At 42.1% G+C, this 26,346-nt stretch carries 22 protein-coding genes; 10 read left to right on the top strand and 12 right to left on the bottom strand.

Translation table 11 applies throughout. The features are described 5' to 3' along the window. Nucleotides 1-174 precede the first annotated feature (174 nt). Complete coding sequence (locus tag DZ860_RS22430) at nt 175-1,518, bottom strand: sodium/glutamate symporter (RefSeq protein ID WP_120035449.1); 1,344 nt, start codon at nt 1,516-1,518, stop codon at nt 175-177. Nucleotides 1,519-1,984: 466 nt separating this feature from the next. On the opposite strand from DZ860_RS22430, the gene DZ860_RS22425 reads away from it, so the two are divergent. Further along, nucleotides 1,985-2,413: a VOC family protein gene (locus DZ860_RS22425; protein WP_120035447.1), complete on the top strand. Its 429-nt coding sequence runs from the start codon at nt 1,985-1,987 to the stop codon at nt 2,411-2,413. A gap of 98 nt (nt 2,414-2,511) precedes the next feature. Here the strand turns inward: DZ860_RS22425 and DZ860_RS22420 are convergent, their stop codons facing one another. After that, a complete protein-coding gene (locus DZ860_RS22420) occupies nt 2,512-2,835 on the bottom strand; it encodes a hypothetical protein (RefSeq protein ID WP_133305465.1) in 324 nt (107 codons plus the stop codon). 140 nt (nt 2,836-2,975) lie between these two features. Here DZ860_RS22420 and DZ860_RS22415 point away from each other — a divergent pair, with 140 nt between their 5' ends. Continuing rightward, nucleotides 2,976-3,296 carry a helix-turn-helix transcriptional regulator gene (locus DZ860_RS22415; RefSeq protein ID WP_120035443.1) on the top strand — a complete coding sequence of 107 codons (321 nt, stop codon included), beginning with the start codon at nt 2,976-2,978 and terminating at the stop codon, nt 3,294-3,296. Between the two features lie 141 nt (nt 3,297-3,437). Further along, on the top strand, nt 3,438-4,064 hold the full coding sequence (locus DZ860_RS22410) for a hypothetical protein (RefSeq protein WP_120035441.1): 627 nt from the start codon (nt 3,438-3,440) through the stop codon (nt 4,062-4,064). A gap of 159 nt (nt 4,065-4,223) precedes the next feature. On the opposite strand, the gene DZ860_RS22405 is transcribed toward DZ860_RS22410, so the two are convergent. The 4 genes from DZ860_RS22405 to DZ860_RS22390 form a co-directional block, all read right to left on the bottom strand. Beyond that, nucleotides 4,224-5,462: a quaternary amine ABC transporter ATP-binding protein gene (locus DZ860_RS22405; RefSeq protein ID WP_120035439.1), complete on the bottom strand. Its 1,239-nt coding sequence runs from the start codon at nt 5,460-5,462 to the stop codon at nt 4,224-4,226. Continuing rightward, the gene (locus DZ860_RS22400; protein WP_439333181.1) at nt 5,455-6,345 is read right to left on the bottom strand and encodes an ABC transporter permease; all 891 of its coding nucleotides are present in this window, start codon (nt 6,343-6,345) and stop codon (nt 5,455-5,457) included. Before DZ860_RS22400 ends, DZ860_RS22405 begins: the two co-directional genes overlap by 8 nt. 36 nt (nt 6,346-6,381) lie before the next feature. Then, nucleotides 6,382-7,383, bottom strand: coding sequence for an ABC transporter substrate-binding protein (locus DZ860_RS22395; protein ID WP_120035436.1), 1,002 nt, complete (start codon nt 7,381-7,383; stop codon nt 6,382-6,384). A gap of 234 nt (nt 7,384-7,617) precedes the next feature. Continuing rightward, the gene (locus tag DZ860_RS22390; RefSeq protein WP_120035434.1) at nt 7,618-9,384 is read right to left on the bottom strand and encodes an SgrR family transcriptional regulator; all 1,767 of its coding nucleotides are present in this window, start codon (nt 9,382-9,384) and stop codon (nt 7,618-7,620) included. A 437-nt stretch (nt 9,385-9,821) separates the two neighbouring features. On the opposite strand from DZ860_RS22390, the gene DZ860_RS22385 reads away from it, so the two are divergent. Beyond that, a complete protein-coding gene (locus tag DZ860_RS22385; protein WP_120035432.1) occupies nt 9,822-11,258 on the top strand; it encodes a coniferyl aldehyde dehydrogenase in 1,437 nt (478 codons plus the stop codon). A 67-nt stretch (nt 11,259-11,325) separates the two neighbouring features. Here DZ860_RS22385 and DZ860_RS22380 read toward each other — a convergent pair whose 3' ends face one another. Next, on the bottom strand, nt 11,326-12,219 hold the full coding sequence (locus DZ860_RS22380; protein ID WP_120035431.1) for a LysR family transcriptional regulator: 894 nt from the start codon (nt 12,217-12,219) through the stop codon (nt 11,326-11,328). A gap of 189 nt (nt 12,220-12,408) precedes the next feature. Between DZ860_RS22380 and DZ860_RS22375 the strand changes: the two genes are divergently transcribed. Next, entirely contained in the window at nt 12,409-13,128 is a 720-nt protein-coding gene (locus DZ860_RS22375) for an SDR family oxidoreductase (protein ID WP_120035429.1), read from the top strand. Between the two features lie 166 nt (nt 13,129-13,294). Here the strand turns inward: DZ860_RS22375 and DZ860_RS22370 are convergent, their stop codons facing one another. After that, nucleotides 13,295-15,142 carry a M3 family metallopeptidase gene (locus DZ860_RS22370; RefSeq protein WP_120035427.1) on the bottom strand — a complete coding sequence of 616 codons (1,848 nt, stop codon included), beginning with the start codon at nt 15,140-15,142 and terminating at the stop codon, nt 13,295-13,297. Nucleotides 15,143-15,358: 216 nt separating this feature from the next. Here DZ860_RS22370 and DZ860_RS22365 point away from each other — a divergent pair, with 216 nt between their 5' ends. After that, nucleotides 15,359-16,090: a sulfite exporter TauE/SafE family protein gene (locus DZ860_RS22365; RefSeq protein ID WP_120035425.1), complete on the top strand. Its 732-nt coding sequence runs from the start codon at nt 15,359-15,361 to the stop codon at nt 16,088-16,090. A 158-nt stretch (nt 16,091-16,248) separates the two neighbouring features. Further along, the gene (locus DZ860_RS22360; protein ID WP_120035423.1) at nt 16,249-16,680 is read left to right on the top strand and encodes a YccF domain-containing protein; all 432 of its coding nucleotides are present in this window, start codon (nt 16,249-16,251) and stop codon (nt 16,678-16,680) included. 60 nt (nt 16,681-16,740) lie between these two features. Here DZ860_RS22360 and DZ860_RS22355 read toward each other — a convergent pair whose 3' ends face one another. Beyond that, complete coding sequence (locus DZ860_RS22355; RefSeq protein WP_120035421.1) at nt 16,741-17,610, bottom strand: glycerol kinase; 870 nt, start codon at nt 17,608-17,610, stop codon at nt 16,741-16,743. A 251-nt stretch (nt 17,611-17,861) separates the two neighbouring features. Between DZ860_RS22355 and DZ860_RS22350 the strand changes: the two genes are divergently transcribed. Continuing rightward, entirely contained in the window at nt 17,862-19,058 is a 1,197-nt protein-coding gene (locus DZ860_RS22350; RefSeq protein WP_120035419.1) for a helix-turn-helix transcriptional regulator, read from the top strand. A 283-nt stretch (nt 19,059-19,341) separates the two neighbouring features. Here the strand turns inward: DZ860_RS22350 and DZ860_RS22345 are convergent, their stop codons facing one another. The 3 genes from DZ860_RS22345 to DZ860_RS22335 all read right to left on the bottom strand — a co-directional run bounded on the left by DZ860_RS22345 (nt 19,342) and on the right by DZ860_RS22335 (nt 25,308). Then, entirely contained in the window at nt 19,342-21,108 is a 1,767-nt protein-coding gene (locus tag DZ860_RS22345) for a sensor domain-containing diguanylate cyclase (protein WP_243641903.1), read from the bottom strand. A 122-nt stretch (nt 21,109-21,230) separates the two neighbouring features. Beyond that, on the bottom strand, nt 21,231-23,201 hold the full coding sequence (gene glgX / locus DZ860_RS22340; RefSeq protein ID WP_120035417.1) for a glycogen debranching protein GlgX: 1,971 nt from the start codon (nt 23,199-23,201) through the stop codon (nt 21,231-21,233). A gap of 325 nt (nt 23,202-23,526) precedes the next feature. Further along, on the bottom strand, nt 23,527-25,308 hold the full coding sequence (locus tag DZ860_RS22335; RefSeq protein WP_120035415.1) for a M28 family metallopeptidase: 1,782 nt from the start codon (nt 25,306-25,308) through the stop codon (nt 23,527-23,529). A gap of 433 nt (nt 25,309-25,741) precedes the next feature. Here DZ860_RS22335 and DZ860_RS22330 point away from each other — a divergent pair, with 433 nt between their 5' ends. Both DZ860_RS22330 and DZ860_RS22325 read left to right on the top strand, forming a co-directional pair. Further along, complete coding sequence (locus DZ860_RS22330) at nt 25,742-25,936, top strand: hypothetical protein (RefSeq protein ID WP_120035413.1); 195 nt, start codon at nt 25,742-25,744, stop codon at nt 25,934-25,936. A gap of 267 nt (nt 25,937-26,203) precedes the next feature. Next, nucleotides 26,204-26,346: transposase (locus DZ860_RS22325; RefSeq protein ID WP_207890671.1), on the top strand; the 143-nt coding region annotated here is incomplete at its 3' end.

Genomic DNA, 26,346 nt, shown 5'->3' with positions numbered 1-26,346 from the left:
ATCCCGTATTCAGGTAGCCCGTTTACGGGCCGCAGGAAATAGTCATATGCAAATGTCAGGTCACTATGCGCCTGCTAGGGCGCAGCCAGTAGGAGAGCCTTATAGGCGCATATGAAAAACCACCGGCTATGCCGGTGGATAATTTTTTGATCCTATCTCAACCATCAAACCCGTTTAAGATGAAGATTTAGAAAGGGCATAGCTGCGGTTGAAGACAAAGCGCCAAATAAGCAACACGCAAATAATGTACGCGAGCCCAATCCCCAATGCGTGCCACTGATATCCGTTATACATCGCAATAGGCATCAGCGAAATAATGAAGATATCGGTGATGGAACCGGGCACATAAGCGATAGCGTAATCATCTAAAACTTTACTGCGCATCTTTGGGTCAATAATACGCAGTAGCGCAATACCCATTGCGACAGTCCCAGTTAACCATCCCCAAGAAAAGAGCCCTTTTTCAAACCAATCGTCCCCCAATATTCTAGGGGCAACCCACAATACCAGCCACAACGTGAAGACTATTCCGCCTATTGCAAGGATGATCATGGGAGCGAGATATTGAGCCAAAATAGTTATTTTGATTGCCGAAATACCAAAAATAATTAAGTAATCAGTACTGATCCCCGCAGCATGATGAAAAGCGCCATCACAAAGATAATGTGAAGCCTTGGTGCGTTTTGCAATCAAACGTACCAACATACCAATAAGAAACCCGGTGACGAAAGTAGGTACTTGTACCTTGTCGTGAAATGACGATAGGTAATTAGACGAGATATAGGAAAATGCGGTGACGGCAACGATAAGAGCTGCGTGGACGGCAAATGAATCAACGGACAATGATGACATGGTATCTTTCATTACCGTTTGTTGTTCACTAGGTTTAATCAGCCCTTTGCGCTGATACTCATCCATACTTGCAAAGGTAGTGAAAGAACGAATCCACCCCAGTTTGAGTGCTAATTGTAAGATCAGCATACCGATACTGATAGAAAGGAAAATCCCGACGGTAGCGAAAGTAAGACCGAGGGTAAATCCGTCTTCCCAACCTGAGTTAGTTAAAATGTCGCCCACAACGGTTGCTGAACCATGACCACCCATGAAGCCAGCTGAAAGAGTAACCCCAATCGCAGGATTTAATGTTGGCCAAACGAAAGTCACTAACAGCAAGCCAAACATACTGGCGAATAACCATTGAGAGACAGACGCGATTTGATTAAATGCCCAAAGTGAACCGGCTCGCTGCGCTACAACTTTGGGGGATGGAATATCGGTAGCAAGACCGAGTGCAGAAAACAGTGCCGCAGTCAGTAAGCCCGCATTGGCAGTAAAAGTTGGTGTCCAAGGTAACCAGTTGGCAACCGCTGGGCCTAATACAAGGCCAAGAATCCCAGCGAGTACTGCTGAGGGGATATACATTTTTTGTAAAAGTGGTACATGAACGCGAAGTATTTTCGCAATAATTAATAAACAGCCAGCAATGGCGAGATCTGTCAGCATTAGCCCTTTTGGCATTGCTCCTCCAGTAACGCAGTAAATGTGAGCTATTTCTAGATTTGGATAGCGGAAACGAATCGCTATTGTGATGAGTTGTTTAGTATGAAAAGCCTGAATTATCGACGGTATGTGTCGAAATGGTTCGATTTGACTAGAATGCTCAGAAAGTGAGGGGTTCAGACTTAGAGAGCGCTCTATGCTAGTGATGTTGAAAGTTCAGCGCAACCGTATCAATATCACTATTGGCTTAAATCATTTCACTATATCCCCTAACGTTTGCTCACTTGCGTCAAGATGAATACATGGGACGATCCAGTCCGGTAATATTCTCCAGTTAACTTTGAGATGCTTGGCTTAACGAAAATATTTATTGATGAAAAAGGTTTGTAGACAAAGCCGCGATTTGAGAAATGATTTCCACTTTTGGGTAAGAACTCACTAAACTGATGAAATGATTTTATTGGATAAGATAAGGATATCGACCATGGAACCAAGAATTAGCATCATCACATTGGGCGTTCAGGATTTAGACGCTTCCTATCACTTTTATACACAGTTAGGTTTTGAATCTCCAAACCAATCTAAAGATGGCATTGTCTTTTTTAAAACCAGTGGCGTATGTTTAGCTCTCTATCCTTTGCAAGCATTGGCCGAAGATGTATCGCCACAGTTTGGCGTACCTAATCCAGGCTTTAGCGGTATAACTCTTGCGCATAATACGCGAACTAAAGAAGAGGTAGATCAGGTTCTGGCTTTAGCTGTTACAGCGGGTGGAAAGTTAGAGAAGCAGGCTCAAGATGTCTTTTGGGGAGGATATAGTGGTTACTTTTCTGATCCTGATGGATATTTATGGGAAGTGGCTTATGGCGATTGTTGGTCATTCAATCAAGACGGTAGCCTTGTCATCGAGTAACTCAGCGCTTTGTGGTTGAAGTATGAGCATGAGCTAGAGTTTGTGCTCGATACCCATGCTTCATATTTAGGTTTTACATAATACCCAATGCTAATGGATTAATCGGCTTGGAGCAGTCGATCTATCTGATCGATTGCATAAGTCAATGCCGGTAAACCAAGCAGGGCAATCGCTTGTTCTGCTTTTGTCATCGCATCAAACGCATCAATACGCTCTTCATCATTAATCAGTAAGTAGTGTAGTTGCAGCTCTTTAAATGTCATTAAACGTTGCTGACTTATTCTGATAAGTGATGTGAATTCCCTTTCTGTTCTGTTGACCTCAGGCTGAATGCTTTCAATAAGTTTATTGAAGTAAATTTGCATATTGCGAAGTTGTTTCTCGCAGTTTGCATCCGATTGTGACGAGGTATCCTGAGTCATGATTAAAAAAACACCTGAAAACGTATAGGAATCAATGGAAATGGATTCTTCTACTGTGATCGGCAAGCGTAAACACCATCTGGTTAACTTGGTCTGTTTATTGCTGTATTAAGGTCAAATGTGTCCTATAGGAGAGTTCGATGAATATAGATCCCATTGTTCAAGTTATTACTCGACGTCGCAAAGAGGCGGGCATGACTCGCGCTAATATTGCCGACATCGCAGGGATGAGCTTAAAAACCTATCAACGCATTGAAAGAGGTGAATCTGATATGAAGCTGACTCAGTTTCGAGCGATTCTTAGAGCGTTAAAAATTAGCGATTTAGATGTATTTTTGGACAGCCATGGTGTTGAAAAAATAAGTGCAACTGATGTTGCAGCAGCTAGTCGACTGCTGGGAAAAGAAGCGCAATTTCTGTTGACCAAACTTATCTTTCTAATTGCTAAAGGTAAGTCATAGTAAAGTTCGATTTTAAATACTTGGCCATTAACACCGTATGTCACTGTTTGCTTATATGAAAGTCATTACATACTCATGCAGGCATATGCAATGAATTGTATTCTATCCTTAATTAAATCATTTGGTTAAGGAAAATAGGTTATGCGAGCATGGTTTGTATTGTTCTGTCTCATGACGCATGGTAGCGCATGGGCGCAATCCGATACGTCTGAAAGTGAAATATCTGTTCAGAGAGAGCCTCACTCTCAAGATAGAACGCTAATTAACATCAATATGGCACTTGAGCTAGAGGGCATTGAACGATCAATTGTTCAAACGAGTGAAGCACTTGATCGCGTAGGGAGCGCATTAGCGACTCTGGCTGAAAGTGATAATTTAACCCAAGAACAAAAGCAGGTATTAGACACCACACTTACAAGTTTTGATGAGCTGGTGGTTATATCGAAAGAATCAATGACAGCATTACCTAGTGCTTTACAGCAAACAAAAGCTGAGTTGATGGTGAGTACTGAATCTTTCTTGGCGGATCTCCAGTTTAAACTGTTGCTTTTAGTCTCCCTGATCACTGTGTTGCTGGTGGTTGTCATCGCGGCGATTTATTGGTTTATCTTACGTCCGATGTTGAACACGTTAGTGAGTACAACTCGTCATGTTTCTGCGATGGCCGGGGCGATTCAGGTGACGGCTGAGGCGTTGAAATCAACAACGGATAAACAGGAAAAGTTGATGCTTGAGTTAGAGCAAATGGAACGTCCAAAGCATACTTAGTGAAAAGAGACTGCTCAGTCAGAAAAGACGTTAACGGATACGAAAAAATAAATAGTTAAATAACGATCCGCCTGCTTGTTTCATATGGATAAATTTCATTAGAGCTCTAATGAAATTCAAAGAAAAATTACCATTACATAAAGTTCAACTGCAATCGTGTTAGCTTGCTTGGTCTAAGTCTTGATGAAGTCTATTCTTATCGGCTTCGTCAGGCTTTTCTCGTTGAATAAATATTGCTGCTACCGTTTTCTTTTCAAGCTCGCCGATGAGTGTTCCTTGTTCATCAACCACGGGAAGTGCATGCTCATAGAGCATGGTTTTATCGAGTACGCTTTCAATGGCATCATCAGGAGAAACACTTGGCACAGTTTCGTAGTGTGCTCGGCAAAGTCGGCAATTCTGTTCATCTCCTATTACTTGTAATAGTGATGTTTGAGTCAATCGACCTTGATAACCATTTTCCGTTATATGGTATGCGTAGGCGAGTCCGCGTCGCTTTATCTGAATTATCGCTTCATCAACGGTCTTGGCGATGATGGTATTGGTCGTCGGGCTCATGATTGCGTCAACAGTTAATGCGCGCGCTCGATTTACATCCTTGACGAAAGCCTCAACGTAGTCATCAGCAGGATCCAGCAGAATCTCGTCTGGGGTGCCTTGCTGCACTAACCATCCATCTTTTAAAATTGCGATTCGATCACCAAGACGTAACGCTTCGTCTAGGTCGTGAGTAATAAAAATGATGGTTTTATGCAATTTCTGTTGTAACTCAATTAGTTGGTCTTGCATCTCACTTCTTATTAACGGGTCTAAGGCAGAAAATGCTTCATCCATCAACAAAATGTCAGCATCGGTACACAATGCTCTTGCAAGCCCAACTCGTTGTTGTTGTCCACCAGACAATTGTGCTGGGTAGTGTTTTTGATAGCCGTCGAGGCCAACCATTTCTAACCAATGTCGCGCTTTGTTTAATCGCTCCTTTTTAGCAATGCCTTGTACTTCCAAACCATAAGCGATGTTATGAATGACATTGCGATGAGGAAGTAAACCAAATCGCTGAAAAACCATCGACATGCGTTGGCGACGAAACTGTTCAAGTGACCTTGAATCAAGCTTCATTACATCGACGTTATCAATGATGATAGTACCCAAAGTTGGCTCGATAAGACGGTTAAAGTGGCGGATTAGGGTTGATTTACCGGATCCTGATAATCCCATAATGACAAAAACTTCCCCTTGTTTGATGGTTAAGTTGACATCTTTTAGTCCGACAGTATGGGCGGTTTCGGCAAGGATACGCTCTTTACTTTCGCCTTGGTGGATACGTTCGATTACGGAATCTGGGTTGCGGCCAAATATTTTGTATAACCCAGATATTTCGATAAAGGCGTTAGTCATGATGGCCTCCTCGTAAATGAGCTTGAGTTCGTTTAGCGTAGGCTTGTGATGAACGGTCAAATAGAATGGCGAGAACGACAATGGCTAACCCATTGAGTAAACCTAACGTGAAATACTGGTTCGTGATTGATTTTAGTACGGGTTGACCTAGTCCTTTGACGCCAATCATGGAGGCGATGACAACCATAGATAAGGCCATCATGATGGTTTGATTGATTCCGGCCATGATAGTGGGCATAGCAAGAGGCAACTGCACTCCCAAAAGCCGCTGACGAGCTGTTGCGCCAAAAGCCGTTGAGGCTTCGAGAACTTCTTTATCGACGAGTCGGATACCTAAATTGGTGAGTCTAATGACAGGGGGAATCGCGTAGATGACGACAGCAATGACACCGGGAATTTTACCAATCCCTAATAGCATTACCACGGGAATTAGGTATACAAATGCTGGCATGGTTTGCATCACATCGAGTAAAGGAACAATCATTGATTGAACTCGATTGGATCGGGCCATTGCAATCCCTATTGGAATACCAAGAATAATGGAAAGTAGGGTGCAAACCGTAATAATACTCAGCGTACGCATGGTATCTTCCCACATACCAAAATAGCCGATAAGCAGTAAAGATATTACGCAAGCTAGAGCGAGCTTCCATGAACGACTGGCGGCATATACAACTGCAGAGCAGCCCGCCAGAACTATGAACCAAGGAGTTGATATTAAGAGCTTTTCAAACCAAATGAGGAAAGAGAGCAAAGGATCGAAAAATGATTCAATCAATTCACCATATTCACGAGAAAACTCGCGATATGCGCCATCGAGCGTTTTGCGTATATCCCGTAATTGGGCTCGGTCCATTTCGGGAAATTGTGTTAACCAATCCATTGCGATAACAACCTCCATTGAATGCCAGCAGTCTTCCTAGTATGTTGTTATGGCTTGCTCCACTTTTTCTGCGACATTAGCCGGTAACCAAGTTTTCCAAACTTGAGGATACTCGCTTAGGAAATAGATCATCGCTTCTTCACCATCGGCCTGATTGTCCTCCATCCATGCGAGTACTTCATTCATATTGGTATTGGTGAATCCACGTTTTGATAAATATAGGTAAGCTTGTGGTGCCCGCGCCGCAAATTTTTCAGTTGTGATGGTATGAACGGGTGATGGTGGGTACATAGTGACGGTCGGATGGTCGCATTCGGCTTGGGTAATACACTCTACAAAGGCTTTCTCATCCACACCACTACCAAAATCGACTTTGATCATTTTGTATTTGCCAAGGATCGCCGTTGGTGACCAATAATAGCCAAACCAGGCTTCTTTTCGTTCATAGGCTTTTGCGATAGAGCCAGAAAGACCAGCACTTGAACCAGGATCAATAATGGTGAATCCTGCTTCTTCTAAGCCAAGTGCATCAAAAAGGTGACCAGCACTGATTTGACAGTTCCACCCAGCAGGACAGCTATAAAATGCTGATTTATCGGGATCTTCAGGGTGTCTAAACAGTTTGGCATTTTCCTTAATGCCATCAATGGTCGCCAGTTCTGGATATTGTTCAACAAGGTAAGCGGGAACCCAAAAGCCCTCTTCCCCCCCATCTAACAGTGATTTTCCTGCATAGCGTAAGCGCTTTTCTTTAACGCCATGGTCTAACGCGTTTTTTAAGCTGTTACTCCAGAGTTCAGGGGCAATATCTGGCTGACCTTTTTCTACCATGGAGGTTCCAGTTGGCATAGTATCGCCGGGAATAAGTTCGGCGTTACATCCATATCCATGCTCAAGAATAAATTTATCTATGTGTGCCATGAGGCTGGCTGAATTCCAGTTCATATCTGCGATGGTCACGTCACCGCAAGACTTAGAATAAGCAGGGATAGCAAAAAGGCATGACAGTATAATTGTCGGAATGAGCGTCCATTTCATGTTGAATTCCTTTTTCAAACATATAAAAAAGCGTAGTAAACAGATGTTTAGAGTTCAAATTATTTACGGATGAAAAAGGTAGGGCAAAAAGCTTAACCGAGATGAGGTTAAGCTAATCTTATGCTCAAAAAACTTAGACGATGTGGGGAATCTACTGTCACGTTTAATGACAGCTTGTCTAACCCTGTTATTCTCGCTGAATCAAGCAACTTGAGGTTATTTGGGTATGTAGATTTAATCGGTTGACCAAACACTACGTAAGTCAGGCCATCCCCAGTTGGTGAGCGCAACATCGTTAAGTACATCATGAAAGCGCAATGTTTGACGGTGGTGAAACAATGGCGCTAGCCAGTATTGGTTGATCAAAGCAGAGGCGATAGGTTCAAGTGCTTGAAGGTAATCTTCTAACGGTGTGTGTGAACGCATCTCTTGAAGCGACGTGACCAGCCAGTGGTTCGCTTCTTCTCCAATCGCATTTTGCAATATCGGGTTATGGTAAAGACAACCAAAAGCGGAGGCATGACGATTATCATCCAAATTAATGTTGGTGATAATTAGGTGATCTGTTAGTTGATTGGTTTCTGATAATTTAATCAGCTCTCGATAACTGTAGTGGTGGATAGTTACGTTTACCCCTTGGTTTTCCAAGATTTGCTTAGCGGCATTAGCGCAATGGTCAAGGGCGTTATAATCATAAACTGCAATCGATATCTGTTCAGGTAGCGTTGTTGCTTCAGCGGGCGGACGAGTAACCTCTTGCCATATTGAGAGTAAATTACGCGCTTTTTCACAGCCAAATGTTGTGCCATTTTGTTCAAGCTGCTGGTAAATAATATCCGGAGTCAACACCGTTGAGAGGTAGCGTCGCTGCTGATTCGTTAGCGCATTCGGTGAGTGTTGGTTGAATAACATAAATACACAACCATCTTCAATCCGAGTGTGCTTAATATCACTGCGCTTAATATTACTGTCATTATTATCCCCTCCAGATTGGGAAAGGTAATATTGGCAACCATCGTTACCACGAGCATTGGGTAAGTTAGTTTCAATCTGTTGGTTTTGAGGTTCGCTATGATCAAAATGCCAGATAGTGACTTGATCTGTCAGTGAGCGACAAGCGTAATATCGGTCAAAAGCTTGTAAGCACAATCGGGTCTCACTTTGTTCCGTCACTTCAAAGACCCCTGAACCTATGATTCTTTCACTAGTAGTAGAGCGTAATTGACTGGTGGGTTGTATCGCATATTTAACCCCAGAAATGAGGCCGCCAAACCCAAAATCAGGTTGAGAAAGATGAAAGATAACCTTAGTACCTAAATCGGTGGTCACATCTTTCAAATGTGAGAGCTCTGGTTTATAAATAGGTTGTTTTCTCAACGCATTAAATAGTTCTGCAATGCATTGTGCGGTAATGAGTTCACCATTGTGAAAACTGAGCCCCGGACGTAAATAAAACGTCCATTCAAATGTTTGCTCGTTATAGTGCCAATGATGGGCAAGTTGAGGTTCGAGATAGCCGTTAGGGTTACTGCTTACAAGGCAGCAATAAATCTGGCGGATGAAATAACGTTCGCTGGAACGATGTAGTTGATGAGGGACGAGGCGTTCAAATGCACGTTTATAGGTTAGCTGAATATGCAAACGCCCCTCGCGCATTGATGCACCCGAAGTGCTTTGCAGCAAACGTCCAAAAATGGCTTGATCGTTATCTAAAATAGAGAGTGCTTTTTCATACTTACCTTCCAAAATCCGCTTACTTGCAAGTTGAGCCCGAAGCTGATCGATAGGGGTGTTGAGAATCAGAGTCGACCGCTGGTTTCGTCCCACTTTAGGTTGCCATGTAAGCCAGTCGTATTGTTGCATTTGTCCTAGTAAGTTTCGAGCATGCCGTGGGCTAGTAAACAGTGCTTCGGCTACGTCGGGAAGGGCGATTTTTATCTCTTTCCCGACCCCAAGAGAAACAAGACGAGAATAGTAGCGAAGTAAGTTTAGATCTGACATACGGCCTCAATTAAATGAAAACTCGATATTGAGTAATAAACACAGTTGGTTGTTCCGCATTTTAGCCAATTCTGACTCAAATTGAACGACATATTGATGTTTAGATTAAATTGAGGAACAGTAATATATGATTTTGTCACTATTTTGGTTCCGCTTTATTTGTGAAAATGATCATCAGCAGCAACCTGATGGAGTATGCTCCGCCCCCACCCCCTTAATATCTCCACAGGTGCTGCGTTTATCTCTTCCTCAAGCATTTAACGTTTGCTCTTAATAAGTACGTGAATTGAAGTCGGCAATTCGGGCTTTCTTGTTACAAAAAATGTGACCATAGGGTGATATTTTGTTTATCGACGTGATACATGATGGCTGAAATATGGCGCTATTCTCGCTAATATCAATGAGTAAAGTCTTGGCTAACATGGGCATTCGGTATTATGGAAAAAGTGATTGATTTAAGTCGTTGGAATAAAGAACACGTCAAAAATGAACAAGAATTGCAGCACCTTTTCGATGAGGTTGAGAGTCAGTTTAGCGCGGATCCGAATCCAGAACGTTCGACTCGGCGCGAACACTTGTTGACACTAAAGAAATCATTGCTCGAACACCGTAAAGATTTGGTCGCAGCACTAAATGAAGATTATGGTTTTCGCAGTGAGTTTGACAGTGTTATTTGTGACATATTACCCGCCGTTGAACATATTAATTATACACTGAAGAAATTGACGAAATGGCTCAAACCGAGCCGTCGTCATTCGGGTTTGATGCTGAACCCATCAAAGGTTTCCGTTCATTATCAACCGGTTGGTGTAGTTGGCGTTATGGTGCCTTGGAATTTCCCGATTGTATTGAGCGTCGCGCCAGTAATCACGGCTTTGGCTGCGGGTAACAAGGTCATGGTCAAATTCAGTGAGTTTACGCCTAGCACTAATCAGGTTTTGAGCCGAATCTTCGCTCAACTAGAGGGGCAGGTTTACTCCGTCGATGGCGATGTCACTATCGCTCGAGCTTTTTCTCAGCTTCCCTTTAATCACTTGATTTTTACGGGGTCGACAACGGTTGGCCGCAGTGTTGCTCAAGAAGCGGCGAAAAATTTAACTCCGGTGACGTTAGAGCTCGGTGGGAAGTCTCCGGTGATTATTGCTTCTGATGCCGATATCACTCGAGCGATCGATGCGATTATGCTCGGAAAGTCAGTCAACGCTGGTCAGATATGTGTAGCACCAGATTATGTCCTGCTTCCTGAGGGGCAACAAGATGCGTTTGCAGAACAATATTTACAGCGTTATCGTCGTGCATTTTGCCGAAAAAACAAACCTGTCGAGTTAAGTCAGATCATTAATGATAAACAGTATCAACGCTTGCAAGGCTTATTGAGTGATGCCAAAGAAAAAGGAGCACGAATTACGACTATAGAAAATGTCGAAGTTACCGGGCGTCAAATGCTTCCGCATTTAGTGATGGATGTTCGTGAATCAATGTTGGTGATGCAGGAAGAGATCTTCGGCCCTATTTTGCCAGTGATTGGCTACCAAAAAATTGAAGAGGCCTTTGAATATATACGTTCAAAACCTAAACCGCTTGCCTTGTACTTAATGAGTGACGACAAAGAGTTACAGAAAAAAGTAACGCGTGAAACCTTAAGTGGTGGTTTAGCGATTAACGATACCTTGCTGCATTTGGCAGCTCATGACGCACCATTTGGTGGTGTGGGGGCATCGGGAATGGGCCAATATCATGGTATTGAAGGGTTTTTGGCCTTTTCTAAAACCAAAACGGTGTTAGTGACACCGAGTTGGTTACCTCGCTCTCGCTGGGTTCTAAGACATAGAAAAGGGTTTGAGCGTATGTTGCGTTGGTTTCTCCTACGCTAGTTTCGCCGCTAACTGCGTCTATATGGTTAGCGACATGCTCTTTCTTAAACGTATCGCTTTTTCAAACTTAGTTTTTCTCAAACCATTGATAAGTAAAGTCGAGAAAAGTGCGTAATCGCTTTGGTTGGTATCGGTCTTTATGATAAATCGCAGAGAATGGCACACTAGGAATGTGCCATTCTTTGAACACTTCAACCAATGTACCTTGTTTGATTTCTGGCAAACAATAGATGCTTGGTACTCGAATGATTCCGGCGCTAAGCAGTGCGGCATTGACCAAGACGCGGCCGTTTTTACACTGTAAATAGCCATTAGCATGGACTTCGTAGTTTTGCTGCGAAGTGATGTGTTGATATCCCCATCGCTTTACTGAACCGGTTAAACACTGATGCTGCATCAATTGTTTCGGGTGTTCAGGCGTACCAAATTGCTTGAGGTACGCTGGTGTCGCGAGAGTGCTCATCTCTATATCCATCAATTTTTTCGCAATAAAACCGGCGTCTTCAAGCTTCCCCATTCGAAATGCAATATCAAAATCATCATTGATGAGATCGACGCGATGGCTACTGAAATCAAGGTCAATGCTGACTTCAGGATGGCTTTGGATAAATTCTGCTGCGACTTTTGCGATCAACTCTTCACCTAGATAGCCCCCCACACAGTTGATTCTTAGTTCACCACGAATTGATTCAACATCATCAGCTGCTGCTAATAGAGCTTGGTCGATTTGATGCAGCGCACTTTCACATTGTTGATAAAAACGACGTCCAGCTTCGGTCAACTTGAGTGTTCGAGTCGTACGAATCAGTAAGGTTACACCCATTTGCTTTTCAAGCTGAGTAATTTGTCGTGATACGTGCGAGCGGGACACATCCATTGCTTCAGCTGCTTTGGTGAAATTACCGAGTTGGGCAATGAAAACAAACGAGCGGATATCGGTGAGGTTAATGTGGTTGAGCATGGCTAATCTTAAAGGGGGGAGAATATAAGTTGTAGTATGGTTCTATTGTTGCTGTATGGCAACAGTGTTTGAACTGGGGTGATATATATCAACAAAACGAGTTCTACTATTATTGCTCCATCGCGACGCAAGTGTCGCTAATGCACACTATTCTGTAGTGACTCTTTTGAAAATAGGAAGACCCGAATAATGAAAAAACTAATTGTAATTACAGGTGCGAGTTCTGGTATTGGTGAAGCTATTGCTCGTCGTTTAAGCGCGGAAGGCCACCCTCTATTATTGTTAGCTCGTCGTGTTGAACGTTTAGAAGCGCTAAATCTACCGAATACCTTATGCGAAAAAGTAGACGTTACAGATGCAGAGACGTTTGAAGCGGCGATCGCAAAAGGTGAAGCACAATTTGGCCCTGTTGATGCGTTAGTTAACAATGCTGGTGTGATGCTGTTAGGTCAAATCGATACGCAAGATGCTTCTGAGTGGAAGCGTATGTTTGATGTGAACGTTTTGGGTCTTTTAAATGGTATGCACGCAGTGCTGGAGCCAATGAAGTCACGTAATAGCGGTACAATCATCAACATCAGTTCGATTGCGGGTAAGAAGACTTTCCCAAATCATGCGGCTTACTGTGGTACTAAATTCGCAGTACACGCTATTTCAGAAAATGTTCGTGAAGAAGTGGCACTTTCAAATGTACGTGTAACTACGATTGCCCCAGGTGCAGTTGAGACAGAATTACTTTCTCACACTTCATCTCAAGATATCAAAGATGGCTATGATGCGTGGAAAGAAGACATGGGTGGCGTATTGGCAGCTGATGATATTGCTCGCGCAGTCGTTTACGCTTACCAACAACCACAAAACGTGTGTATTCGTGAAATTGCTCTAGCACCAACTAAGCAGCAGCCATAGGATGTCACGCTATTTCATACGCTTGAATTGTGAGTGTCTGAAATAAATGATTAAAAAAGCCAACCGTATTTTTCGGTTGGCTTTTTGCATTTTAGGACGAGACCTACACCATCGCTATACTGCCATGCTTTGAAAGCTATAACGAGTAGGTATTTTTGAATGTATTCTAGCGGCCATATTTCTGAACGATGAATTGTTCAAATTGGGTGCACATGTCACTGTCTGACACCTGATTATCAGCAATCGCAATATCGCCATCAACCACTCGAATTGTTGCATTTAATGCCGCAGGCACTTGGGTATCACGCAAAGCCAACTTTTTTATCTTATCTTCTTGTAGCGCCCATGCTTGTTGAGAAGAAAGGTTACACATATCGGCTAGGTATTTGGCATTAAATCCCTCACCCGTGAGCTTTTCTATAGTCTGATTGTGGGTCAGACTGTTACCAGCAAACCAGTAATGTTCAGCAAGTAATGGCCCAATTTCAGGGTTATCTGCTAGGTAACCAAATTGGTTGATAAAGTAAGCACGAGTTTGGTACACCGCCATATGTGCAAGTAAGTATCCTTGATAAGCACAAGATGCTTCATCAGAAAGTAGATGCGGGATCGCCATCAATGGTCGAGGGCTACACGCTATACCTAATATCTCTTGTTCGGTCTCACGAGCTAACTGTGTTACGCGTTCTGGTGTGAGTTCGTCATCCGTCAATTCATACAAGGCTCTCTCAAAGTAAGGCACAACAAGTATGCTGCGTTCCTCGTAAGCCTTAAAAGGTTGGCGACTCATTGTCATTGCTTGAATAACACTGTCAGGCACTGCCTCTCCATTTGCATCTAAAGCGTATGTTTTCAGCCAGTCAGCGTCTTTGAGCAAGCTATCACAGAACATCGATTGTGTTTCGGCATACGCCATTGATGTCGGAGCAAACTCTTGAGAAAAACATGGCGCATTCATTTTCACATTAGCGAAATGAGCAGCATGCCCCCCCTCATGGAATAAGGTATTCATCCCATCGTAGCCACTGCCCATTTGGTCTGGTTTAGCATTGCTGGTGAAGTTTACTTTTGCGGCAACCCATTCCCCTTGATCATAAAATGATGGGATAGGGCCATGGCAAAATCCATTTGGGTACTTTCCTTTACGATCGAGTAGATCGAGCGTCAATTCGGCACCCGAATAATCAATGTTCATTCGACCAAATGACTCAACCCAGCGACGTAATGACTTAGAAAATGGTACATAAGGGTCTAAGTCACGCATGACATCGCCAGCGAATGAATACACAAAGTTATGACCTTTAAGTGCTTGTTCGCCTTTCTCTTGACTGAGTTCTTTTAGGCTGATGGTATGGCGCTCACGAGTACGTTGTTCAAAATCATCAAGAATGGTGAACAATTGCTCGGTTGTCATGTGCTCTGTTTTTACGATCGAATAATCAAAAAACGTTTTATAACCAAGAGAGCGCGCAAATTCATTACGCAATTTTACCAGTTCTAAGAAACCGTTCTCTAGTAGCCATTGTTCTAAATCGAGTAAGGCTTGGTGCGCAGATTGGCGCACTGCTTCATCTGATTGAGTTCGGATTGTTGAAGCAAGTACAGGTAATGAACCCTCAACGAGTTTATTGTCTGTATCTCGATAGGTCATTACGTGGTTTTGTTTTTTTTCAAATAATTGAGCTTCAAATTGAATCAGTTGCTTTTTGAGTGATTGTGCTTGGGCAGACTCGATACCGTGAGCTTGAAAAGTCGCGAGCCAACCTTTTAGGCCAATCAGAGTTTGCTGACGTTCTTGGATGTTCTCAATAAGCATTGCTTGTTCGATTTGTTGCTTAATCGTCTCTATTTTTGATGCGTCGCTAACGAATTGAGTCCATTCGGTTTGTGCCAATGTTGATCCTGCATGGTTATCACTTGTACCCATATAGGTTTCCCAAAAGAAATCTTCTTTGATTCGATGAGTTTCCAAGTATTGGCGGTTCAGTTCATTGAGGTATGCGGTAGCAGACATGTTAAACCCTTAAGATTATTGGAATATCAGTATGTCACAACCGTTAAAAATGTGGGAGCTTTAGTGGTGTTTCTCACTTTACGATTGGTTAAATTGGTCGGTAGTACTAGTCCTTTGTCATTGTGGCAAATAGTGAGTAGGTTTAGAAAATTGCTGAGGGTTTTTAACCAATATCGATTATCATGGCTCATATAATTACTTACTCAATATACAGTTATGTTTGCTGAATGGATGACAACGCAGGCTTTAATTGCAGCGTTTTTGATTTTCGTGGGCTCGTTTGTCCAAACTGCGATTGGCTTTGGTTTAGCGATTGTTGCTGCACCATTGCTATTTCTTGTTTCACCTATGTATGTTCCAGCGCCTATTTGTTTGGTCGCTCTATTTATTTCAATACTGAACGCGCTCAAACATCGCGATAACATAGAAATCGGTGGTTTAAAAATGGCCTTGCTTGGTCGTATTCCCGGTTCCATTGCTGGTGGTGTTTTATTGGTTATGGTTTCGACGGATGTTTTGGCGTTGTGGCTAGGGATTTTGGTACTGCTTGCCGTTGCTGTCAGCTTATTGCCTTTTCGTATTGAGCCTACCCCGATGCGAATGGGGATAGCTGGGTTCTTTTCTGGATTCTTTGGTACCAGTTCTGCGATAGGTGGGCCTCCGATGGCATTGCTCCTTCAGCACCAAGACGCTAATAAGTTGCGAGGTAATTTGTCAGCGTTTTTTGTATTCAGTTCAATGATTTCGTTGATGGTTCAAATGCCAGCCGGTTTCTTAAATTGGCACCATGTCTGGATTACGATTCCATTGTTACCGGCAGCTTGGTTAGGGTACCGACTGGCGAGAGCAACAACGCAATCCTTACCGAAAGAAAAAATTCGAATCGGTGCCCTAATGTTGTGTTCAATAAGTGGACTAACCGCCGTGTGGCAAAGCTTGGCTGGTTAAGCAGATACTATGCTACTTAAACCGCTATAATATGATGTATTGGGATTGAAATTTAACTCGGTTATTCATCTTGCGTTCAACTGATTTGGATAAGATGCTGAGTAATTAGAAAGTGACGATGAGTCTACAGAAGTCAAAATTTAGGAGTAGATGGTACGATGCGTACATTAGGTAATATTATTTGGTTCATCTGCGGTGGTTTTGTGATGGGGCTGATGTGGTGGTTTTTTGGCCTGCTTGCTTTTATCAGTATTATCGGGATTCCTTGGGGCCGAGCGTGTTTCGTTATGGGTAACTTTTCATTTTTCCCATTTGGACAGGAAGCAATTTCTCGAGATGAATTAACCAATGAGATGGACATTGGAACCAGTCCGTTTGGTGTTATTGGCAACATCATTTGGTTTGTTTTTGCAGGTGTTTGGTTAGCAATCGGTCATATTATTTCTGCTGTTGCGTGTTTTGTTACTATCATTGGTATTCCATTCGCGTTGCAACATTTAAAATTAGCCGTTATTTCGCTGGCACCCATTGGTAAAACCGTGGTTTCAAAAGAAGAAGCAGCAATGGCTCGCTACTCTTCTCGTCGTTAATTTCGATATGGTTGGTCCAAATAAAGGGCTCACCTAGAGAAATGGATGATGGCAAAGCAACTAATACGCTTTGATACCAAAATGACGAAGTTTTATCGGTAAAACTTCGTCTAATTTTTCAATGTCAGAGGGATACACTTCGATCAGTTCAAAATCATGTTCTTGGTAAACAGAACGTATTTCATTTCGTAAGTTTTGCTCTGTCTCCCCCTTATCATCTCCCCAGTACTGTAAATAGACTTTTCCACTTGGTAGATAAAAATCACTTAACATGTCAGTTCTTATCGGAAGTTGTCGGTTATAGGCGTGTACAATACCGTTCATGTAGAGCCAATTGTCGATGATTAACTCACCTTTAGAACGAACGTAATGTCCATCCAATGTTCGATGTTTCGCTTCAAATTTTTGACGGAAGTTCGATAAAGATTTGTCTGTGGAATGAGCCTCAGCATCATGCCCTAAGAACTCTAAAATGGTTTGTTTAAAGCGCAAGTTCTTCACAACAGAATCATGCCACACTACATAGGTGGTTTTCGAGTCAAGATCTTCCCGTTGTTGCGCTCCAATCGATAGACCTGAATTAGTTGCTTGCCAACCATTTTGTGATCGATCAATCCAACCGAGCTCATTAAATAATTGGTTCACTTTTTTTGCATTGAGCTTAAATCGCTCGCCAATTTGGGTCGCGCTAAGGAATTTTTTACTGGTTGATGAGAGGTCGATAAGTAAATTCTCGGGCCAGACAATATAACGACCAAACTTTTTATGTTCACGATACTCGCCACCAAACTGTTGACCAAGATCGGTTAGCAACCAAAGCTCGTTAGCTCTATTAATATAACCGACGGTTTTCAGTTCATTAAAAAGTTGTTTAACCTCTAGGCTTTTTAGTTTGGCCAATTGCGAGGTGGATATTTTTTTTGTTGGCATGAAAATGGTTCGACGGTTTTCGTTGGTAAAGCTATTTTGTCAGCATCTTATTTTGTCGGCAACTGATTATTGGTAACAGGCTATTGGCAAAATCGGCCGATTGTTACCGCAATTTAAAATGCGTGATGTCACATTCTTTCATAAGCTAACAGTTGTGTTGTTGCATAATCTTTATGTTTTTATCAATAAATTGGTACAGTTAGGGTTGGCAATTCTCGTTATTTATCTCTCATTGGAAGAAAGAAGTTAGTATGGAAAAAGAAGTCGAACGTACTCTGGATCGGTTCAGTGACTTGTTAGAGGCGCTGTATCAAGCCCCGACACACCCGAAAGGTTTTCAGTTTTTCCTTGAACGACTGGCAGAAAAATTTGCTTTAGCCGATGCGGTTTTTCATATAAACAAAAGCTTTGACTCTGAAGTGAATAATGCTTGGATTGCTGGACGAAAGGCGGATGCAGTTATTGAATATATTGGTAATCATATTGGTTCTGGGAACTACGTCCATGATTATGTAAAAAACAAACCAATGGGAAAGTTCTATACCCTTCATCAGCATATAGGGCTCCCCTCTCAAGAGCAGTTAGGACAGAACGATGAATTGGTGATGGCTCAAGAGTGGTTTAATCATCATCAATTTTGTGATGTAGCAGTGACTTGTGTGGGTTTAGGTGATGAATACGTCGCCTTGATGTCCTTACATCGACAATCTGATGTAGGTCCTATGACAGTGAGCGACATCAAGATGCTCGATAAGCTGATTCCTCATATTCAAAGGGCATTTTCCTTATATCAACATTTTGAATCAGCAAAAAGTAAGCATGCAGACATCTCGCTATTGACGGAGTGTTTACCTAACGCAATCTTACTTTATGATAGTAAAGGGCAGCTTGTTTCTGCTAACCAAAGAGCTAGAGATATCGCAAAATGGAACAGTCTGATAGATATTTCTTCAACGCGCTGTCGTTTGAATGACATGGCTTTACAGCAAACATTTTTATCCAATCTGTACTTTTCCCTCATAGAGGGGGGAAGTGATGAGGCGATTCCCTGTAAGGTATTAAATATCGGTGAGGGCTCGGAAGCGCTAGCGTTGTTGTTTGTTCCTATTTATCTAACTCAGAATAATAACGGTTTTTTAAAAGGGGTGTTGGATAAGTCGGTTTTAGAACAGTCGGAGATTGGTTCTATTATCTATCTGTATGAGTGTGAACGAACAGCCAAAATCAATTCGTCATTGCTTCAACCGTTATTTTCACTGACGGCAACCGAAACAGAGATCTGTGAGTTCTTGGTGATGGGGTATTCAAGAGAGGAGATATCCCAGATGACGAAACGTTCAGTTCATACAGTCAAAGACCATATCAAGGCGATTTATCATAAAACTGGGACGAGTCGTCAAAGCGATCTGGTCGCGACTTTGTTGACGACGCCAGCTTATACCCCCTAGATGGGGGGGTGGATAATATAGTGAATTCCGCTTTTAATTAAGTAAGTCATTAGTAGCATAATTAAATATAACCAATGGCTAACTCAGTAAAAGTAAGGAATTGTAGTGGCTTCACTAACAATACTCAGTTGAAAAGGCTTAACCCTGACGTTCTATCAAGATTTACTTAGAGGTATTAATGTCGTGAAAAAATACCTGTTAAGAAGACGGATTGATCGTCAGCAATCAAATTCGGGGCTAATTCCTTCACTTTTACTGATATTTCTATTCATCATATTTTTGCTTAAAAGCGAAATGTATTAAGAACAACTTGATTACGACCTAGACCTTTTGCTTGATACAAGGCTTTGTCTGCAGCTCCTATTGTCACATGTTGGCTTTCTTTCACATTAGTAACGCCAATACTCACCGTAAAATGTACATCTCGACCGCTGAAGTTCATGTTCGCATGATCGATGACTTGTCTGAAAATATCACATTGCTCATAGGCATCATGCTCATCTGTTGCGTGAAAAAGGACACAGAACTCTTCACCACCATAACGAGCTAAACTGATCGCTTTCGGTTTTTTGAAGCATTTTTCCATCATCTCTGCTGTTTTTAATATCACCAGATCACCACAGAGGTGGCTATGGGTATCGTTAATACGCTTGAAGTGATCGATATCAATTAGAGCAAAGAAAACGTTAGTATGACCTAGATGGTTATCAATTTCGCCACGAATGGTGAGCTTATTATCCAAATGTGTCATTACATCTTGGCTTCTTAAACTCTGGTTGAGTATCAAGTTGGCAAGCGAAATTTCAGCATAATTACGAATTAGATGCAGTATGCTTTTAAACGTTGAATAGGATACTTGCATATACACAACACCAATCAACTCACTTTTATCAAACAGAGGAATGGCATAGTGGCGAGAAGTAATTTGCAGTTTTTTTGCCAGTGTGTCAGCACCACGAGATGACACGTTTTTGATGATGTTGGGTTCAAATTGTGCGGCTAAATTTTTATCAGTGAGCACTACATGAGTATTGCCATGGAAATCAATCGTGCTGAAGTGACCATGGTTGTTATCGTAGAGACAAAACTGTACTCCTTTGTGATCGCAGAATTGGTCCAAAATGAAGCGAAGATGCTGCTTATAATCCGTTAAAGTCTCTTGTTGGCTTAATTCTCTAATCGACTGATTAAAACGTTGGCTAAGGTACTTAAATCCAATCGCAATCACCAAAAGTGAGGCGATCACAAGGGCTGCCAATGAAAACTGGTAAGAGTCTTGAAGAATATCGGAACGATCGGTACCAGAAATGAATACCCAGTTGAACGGGTTGTCAGCATCATAAACCGAAACTTTGTACTGGTCGCGATAGTAGTATTCGTGGTCACCAAACAAACTGCCGTGGCTAATTAACTCACTGATTCCACCATGAAAGCTAACTGATGGGGTACCGATACGATTTGGATCTGCATGGAAGATTAATCTTCCAGTATTACGATCAATAACAAACACATATCCGTCCGTTAATGTCCGTAACCCTCGTAGACTTTGCGTGGTATGCATAAGATCAAATTCTATCCAAATTTGATGCTCTTGTGTTGGCGTATAACGCACAGCGAAAACCCATTGCCCTGGCTTTTTCTCATATAGCGATGATACAGCTAGTTGATTGGAAAGTTTACTGAGCTTACTCCATTGGATATGGGCATTTTTTTCTGAATTGGTGGGTTTGAGTTTCATTGAACGATATTGCCCCGTAACATTATTGACGTAGATAATGTCAGAGTAGACGGGGTTGTGTTTGAGAATACGTTGGGCGGTATTGTCAAATTTTGACACTGATGTTGTGTCTTCCAATAGGTATAACTTACTTATCGCCGCCTCTATTTGTGCTGAAATGAGGTTTGACGCGGTATTCACATTGGCTAGCGATTGCTGATAAGCATCATGTTCAGATGTTTTTAGCTGTTGATAGGCAAGGTATAACATTCCGCAAATTAGCAGTACAAGGTACGGTTTAAGGGTGCGAAGAAGTAGTTTAGGAAGCGCCATTTATTGGGTCATTTCAAAATTAAGTGTGACGTATGTCGCGCATTCTAAACGTAATCATTACTCACATCAACGCATATTCAGCAACTTAATAATTTGAAATTTGTTTGATAATATGCGCTTCGTCACCTTTTGTTGGTATCAGGAGTATAAGCTAGTATGGTCATTGATACTGGCTCTAACAATACGTGTTGAGCACTGAGTGTCTCATAAGGTGAACTAACCCTCGTATCGCAGATCATCTGCCATTGTTGAGAACGATCGCTTGGTAAAGTAAAGCGAGCTGGCGCTTGTCCTTGATTAATGCAATAGAATAACTCTTCACCATTTTTTCCTATGCCAAGGTGCAACGCGATCGCTTGAATTTGATTCCAATCATCATGCTCAACGAGGCTTCCATCAACTTGATGCCAAGATACGCGGTTTTGATTTCTGGTTTTGCCACTAAATGCTTTGATAAAAGGGAGCATGTAGCGTTGTCTGGCTTCAACCATCTCAGCAAGCCATTGTTGAAAATTAACTTTTTCATCAGAAAGTTGCCAATTTATCCAGCTGATTTCGGTATCCTGGCAGTAGGCGTTGTTATTCCCCTGTTGTGTATGGGATAGAACGTCACCGGTCATAATATGAGGGATACCAAAGGAAAACAGCAAACTGGCCATTAAGTTACGTTTTTGTGCTTCTCGTTTTTCAATAATTAATGGGTTATTGGTTGTTCCCTCTATACCATAATTATCTGAGCGGTTATCACCGTGACCATCGCGGTTTTTTTCTCCGTTAGCTTCATTATGTTTTTGTTTATACGAGACTAAATCTTGTAAACAAAATCCATCATGATAGGTGATGTAGTTAACCGTGAGTTTGAAAGGCCAGTCGGCGGCACTGTACAAGTCTCTTGAACCCATTAGGCGTGTAGCAAACTCTTGGAGAAACCCAGATTCACCACGCCAAAAACTGCGGTTAATATCTCGTAGGCGGTCGTTGCACTCATTCCAACCAAAAGGAAAGTTTCCAACTTGGTAGCCATTTGGGCCTATATCCCAAGGTTCCGCAATGAGTTTTACTTGCTTGAGGAGTGGGTCTTGTCGTACCGCTTTAAAGAATGCACTACCTTGATTAAATCCATCTCCCTCACGGCCTAATGTTGCCGCTAAATCAAAACGGAATCCATCAACTTTAAACTCACTGACCCAATAGCGTAGAGAATCCATGACCAAATTTAGGGTTGGTTGATAAGAGAGATCGAGAGTATTACCACAACCGGTGTAATTGGCGAAATGAACTCCGTGTTTAAGGTAGTAATGTTGATCAAGGGCTTTGAGGTTTAAAACAGGGCCATCAGTCCCCCCTTCTGCAGTGTGGTTGTATACCACGTCAAGGATCACCTCGATGCCATTGCGATGCAGTTCTCTTATTGCGGTTTTTAGTTCGGTCACGGCACAATGATGGGCATACCGTGGGTCTGGAGCCATGAATAGGTACGGGTTGTAGCCCCAATAGTTAACCATACCCATTTTGATTAGGTGAGGTTCGTTCAAGCAGGTCGCAACGGGGAGAAGTTGCAGCGTGTTTATGTTTTGCTGTTTATAGAATGCGAGCATGGCATCACTGACGAGCCCGAGATAGCGACCAGTTTGTTCTTGAGCTACTTCAGGGTGTCGTTTGGTGAGCCCTTTTACATGTGTCTCAAATAATACCATCTCTTCTCGAGGGCGCATTGGTGGTTCCACACCTTGCCAATCAAACTGGTCATCACGCACTACACACTTTGCTAATTGAAAACTTTTTTTTGCCGAAAATGGGAGAGTATAAGTAGGTGTTTTTGTTAGAGCTTTTGCATAAGGATCAGCAATAAAAGTCATCTCATTATTGACCATGACTAAATATCCGTATTCTTGCCCACTTGTGATTCCAGGAATGTAGGTATGTTTAATGCCCGCATAATCTTCGGTAAATGAATAGGTTTTGTATTGCCCATACTCATCAAATAGCGCCAGCATAATATTTGTGCTATCAGGTGCGTAGATAGAAAAATTGCAACCATATTGGTCTAAAGTTGCACCGAGTGGGTAAGGGCGTGAGCAAGGTTGTGTCATGAGCTTGATTGGTAACTTCTAGTAGCAAAGGATATGCAAGAAATCTTGCTTCGATTTAATTCAGCATGCGTAATGACGTTCACTGTCGCACCATTTTGACGAGGTTTTATTTTTTGTAATAGTCTATGAATCTGAAAATAGTGACCTATTTATCACTTTGTAGTGGTGTTTGTTGAATTATTTTTCAGGCCAAGAGCTGTTGTTTGGGAATATCTAATCCTTGGTAAGGAATGAATATATTAATGGGATTGAAAAATGAGAGAGCTTTCATCAGAAAGCCCTCAGATTTAGTGGTTATTGAGCATCTTGTTATTGCTCAAATTAATTAGTGGTTATCTTGGTCAAAGTCACCGTGAAAATGGTCATGATCTGATGTACTTGGTGCTGCTTTCAGTTTCGTGCCAATACGTAATTGAGTTGATGGCTCTCCAAGACTTAAAGATCGCATCATTCTTGGCTCTGGTTGCGGTGCTGGGAATAATGGCTGACTCATCGCATAGTAAGTGGTCACATACGCCAAAGATTGTGTATTAACAAAAAGAGCTTGTTGACTGATGTTGGTATTGTCATCACAGGTTTGGTGATAACACTTATCGTATGCGATGCCTGCCTCCCCGCCAAATAAGGCTGCTTGCTCATCAGTTTTTACTTTTTCTGCTCCGGTGAATAGGCCACCAAATGCGACGCCCCAATCTGCAAAGCCTGCATAATCTGAACGTTTAGATAGAGCCTGAGGAACGGTGGCTTCACCTTGAAGAGTGAAGAATTCAGTGAAGGTGTTTTCTATATCCGAAGTGCCTTCGGGCGGAGTGAAATCTCCAGTGTAGGCGTTATCAGGACTATCTTTGGTGTCAGATAAGTCACCATCCATAACACCATAAATATAATTTGGCGAACCAATCATATCGAAGTTTAGATAAAGCTTGATGTTGTTAAGTTCATTATAACGACGTTCAACAAGGTTAAAATGAACCTGAGTAAACTCGGCTGGAGATTCGAATCCAAACTGTTTAAGGATCTCTGCAGTAGCTTGGTTATACAAGGGGGTAAATTCACCGTTTGTATAATAGTTAGACCCAACAAGCCCAGCCTCTTCTGCTGCCCACCAAGCAAAGCGTACTTTATTTTTGATCGGGGCGTGTAGGTTAGCGAGGGTCACGGCATACTCTAATAAGCCAGCAGTGCCTGAACCATTATCGTTGATTCCCGGCCCCTCAGGTACCGAGTCTAAGTGGGCACCGAGCATGACAATATTGTCTGGATCGCCATTTTTGGTTTCGGCCAGAATATTTTGTGTCACGACTATCTCATCTTTCGTCGATACGTTTAGCGTAATATTAACGGTTCCTAAATCAGCATCTTCCAACCATGCGCGGGCGATATCATGTCGCAATCCGATTGCGGGGATTTGTGCTTGGCTGTTACTACCCAAGGTTCCATTGACGACTGCTTTTCTTCCATCATTATTCCCTTGGTTAAATACTATCACTGCGATAGCTCCAGCTTGTTGAGCATTAATGACTTTTGCATCAAATGTACATCCACCCCTTTGAATTACAGCTATTTTGTTGGTGAGCTCTTTATCAATGAAGTCGTCACTTTCGCAACCGTCAGTGCTGTCATAATCGTGGGCGTCAAAGCGAAAGTCAGGAGTAACAAAGCCAATTTCACCGCTTAGTAATCCGTTTGAATTTCCAGAATAGGACATCACTGCGTAATCGGGTTCGACCTCACTTGGGGAATTCTTAATACTGTATAGTTCAGTCTCGTTACTGAATAATTGAGTACCACCGATCTCCTCCCAGGCTCGGAAATCGAACTCTTGCGTTTGAACGAGGTAGCCATGTTCTTCCATTACATCAATAATATATTGTAATGAATCTTGATAACCTTGTGCCCCAGCAGCTCGGGTAATAGCAAGTCCATCCGAAGTTTGTGAAGCGAGACTTTCGAGTACTTCAAGGTGTTCAATAACGGAATCTTTATCGATATTGTCGCTGACATATTTTGCCGCTGTTTTAGGGTCATCCCAGAAACATCCACTGAGTAATGTGGTGCTGATTATGGCCGCGATAGCGGTTCTTGCGATTGTTATTTTCGTTTGCATTTGTGACTCCCTTTATGAATGAATCGAATTCATTGTCTTCGATATGGCGGATGAAGTTAGGGCATTGATCCGCCAATGTCTGATTTAGGAATATTTGCATCCGAAATACGCGAAAGGTGATATTGAGTTCGCAGGTATGACAGTCTTTTCTCTGGTAAGTGAACTAACATTATTTTAGACGGACAGGATTTACGATTATGTCTATTTTCAATTGTTTAAGTTGAATTGTTATTGTTTGGTCAGAATTGTTGTGACTACGCTTGGTATCACAAAATCAAAAATTGAGCTGCGATGGGAAAAACGTTAATTATCTGTTTTTATGCAGAAAAAATAGAGGTGTGGCTAATGGTGGTGAATTTTTGTTTTGACTCTTTGGGGGTATTTTCTACGCTTAGATAGGTTGAAAACAAAGCGTCAATGAAAGGAGACATTTATGGCGACATTTAAACAGGATATTCCCAATCGTGTTACGGTTTATCATGATGACCTTGAGCAAGAAAAAACGCTTAAGGAAGCCTTGCTTCCAGAAAAGCCCCGTTATTTTAATGGTTCCCCCACCTACCAAGCGGACTCGATAGAAGCATTTAAAACCAAACTTAGCCATATTGGGCTTTCTTTTGATGTTTAGTTTTCGACCGACTCCGGTGCAGTTTGCAACGGTGCTCACTTAGGGATATTAAGCTTTCTGTTACTCAGAGGCATTCTTGTTCGATTTATCAAAATATTCAGTCAGCTTATGCTGGCTGTTTTTTTGTATAGAGAAAACCCCCAGCTAGGCTGGGGGTTCCGTAAAGCTTACAGCTATAAGTCAGTTATATAACCCCTTTCAATTTGATAAAAACGTCTTGTGGTCTGGCAACTGCAAGAGTTAATTATGAATTGAAAGGGGGTCCCAATGGGGGACGAAAAGAGCTTAGCGCATACGCGATGGAACTGTAAATATCATGTTGTTTTTGCACCCAAGTATCGAAGACAGGTGTTCTATGGTGAGAAACGAAGGGCAGTAGGCGAGATACTTAGAAAACTATGTGAATGGAA

This window comes from Vibrio sinensis, assembly GCF_003605645.1.
Lineage (GTDB): Bacteria > Pseudomonadota > Gammaproteobacteria > Enterobacterales > Vibrionaceae > Vibrio > Vibrio sinensis.
The sequence above is the reverse complement of the archived record's forward strand: the minus strand, read 5'-3'. Positions and strand labels throughout refer to the sequence as shown.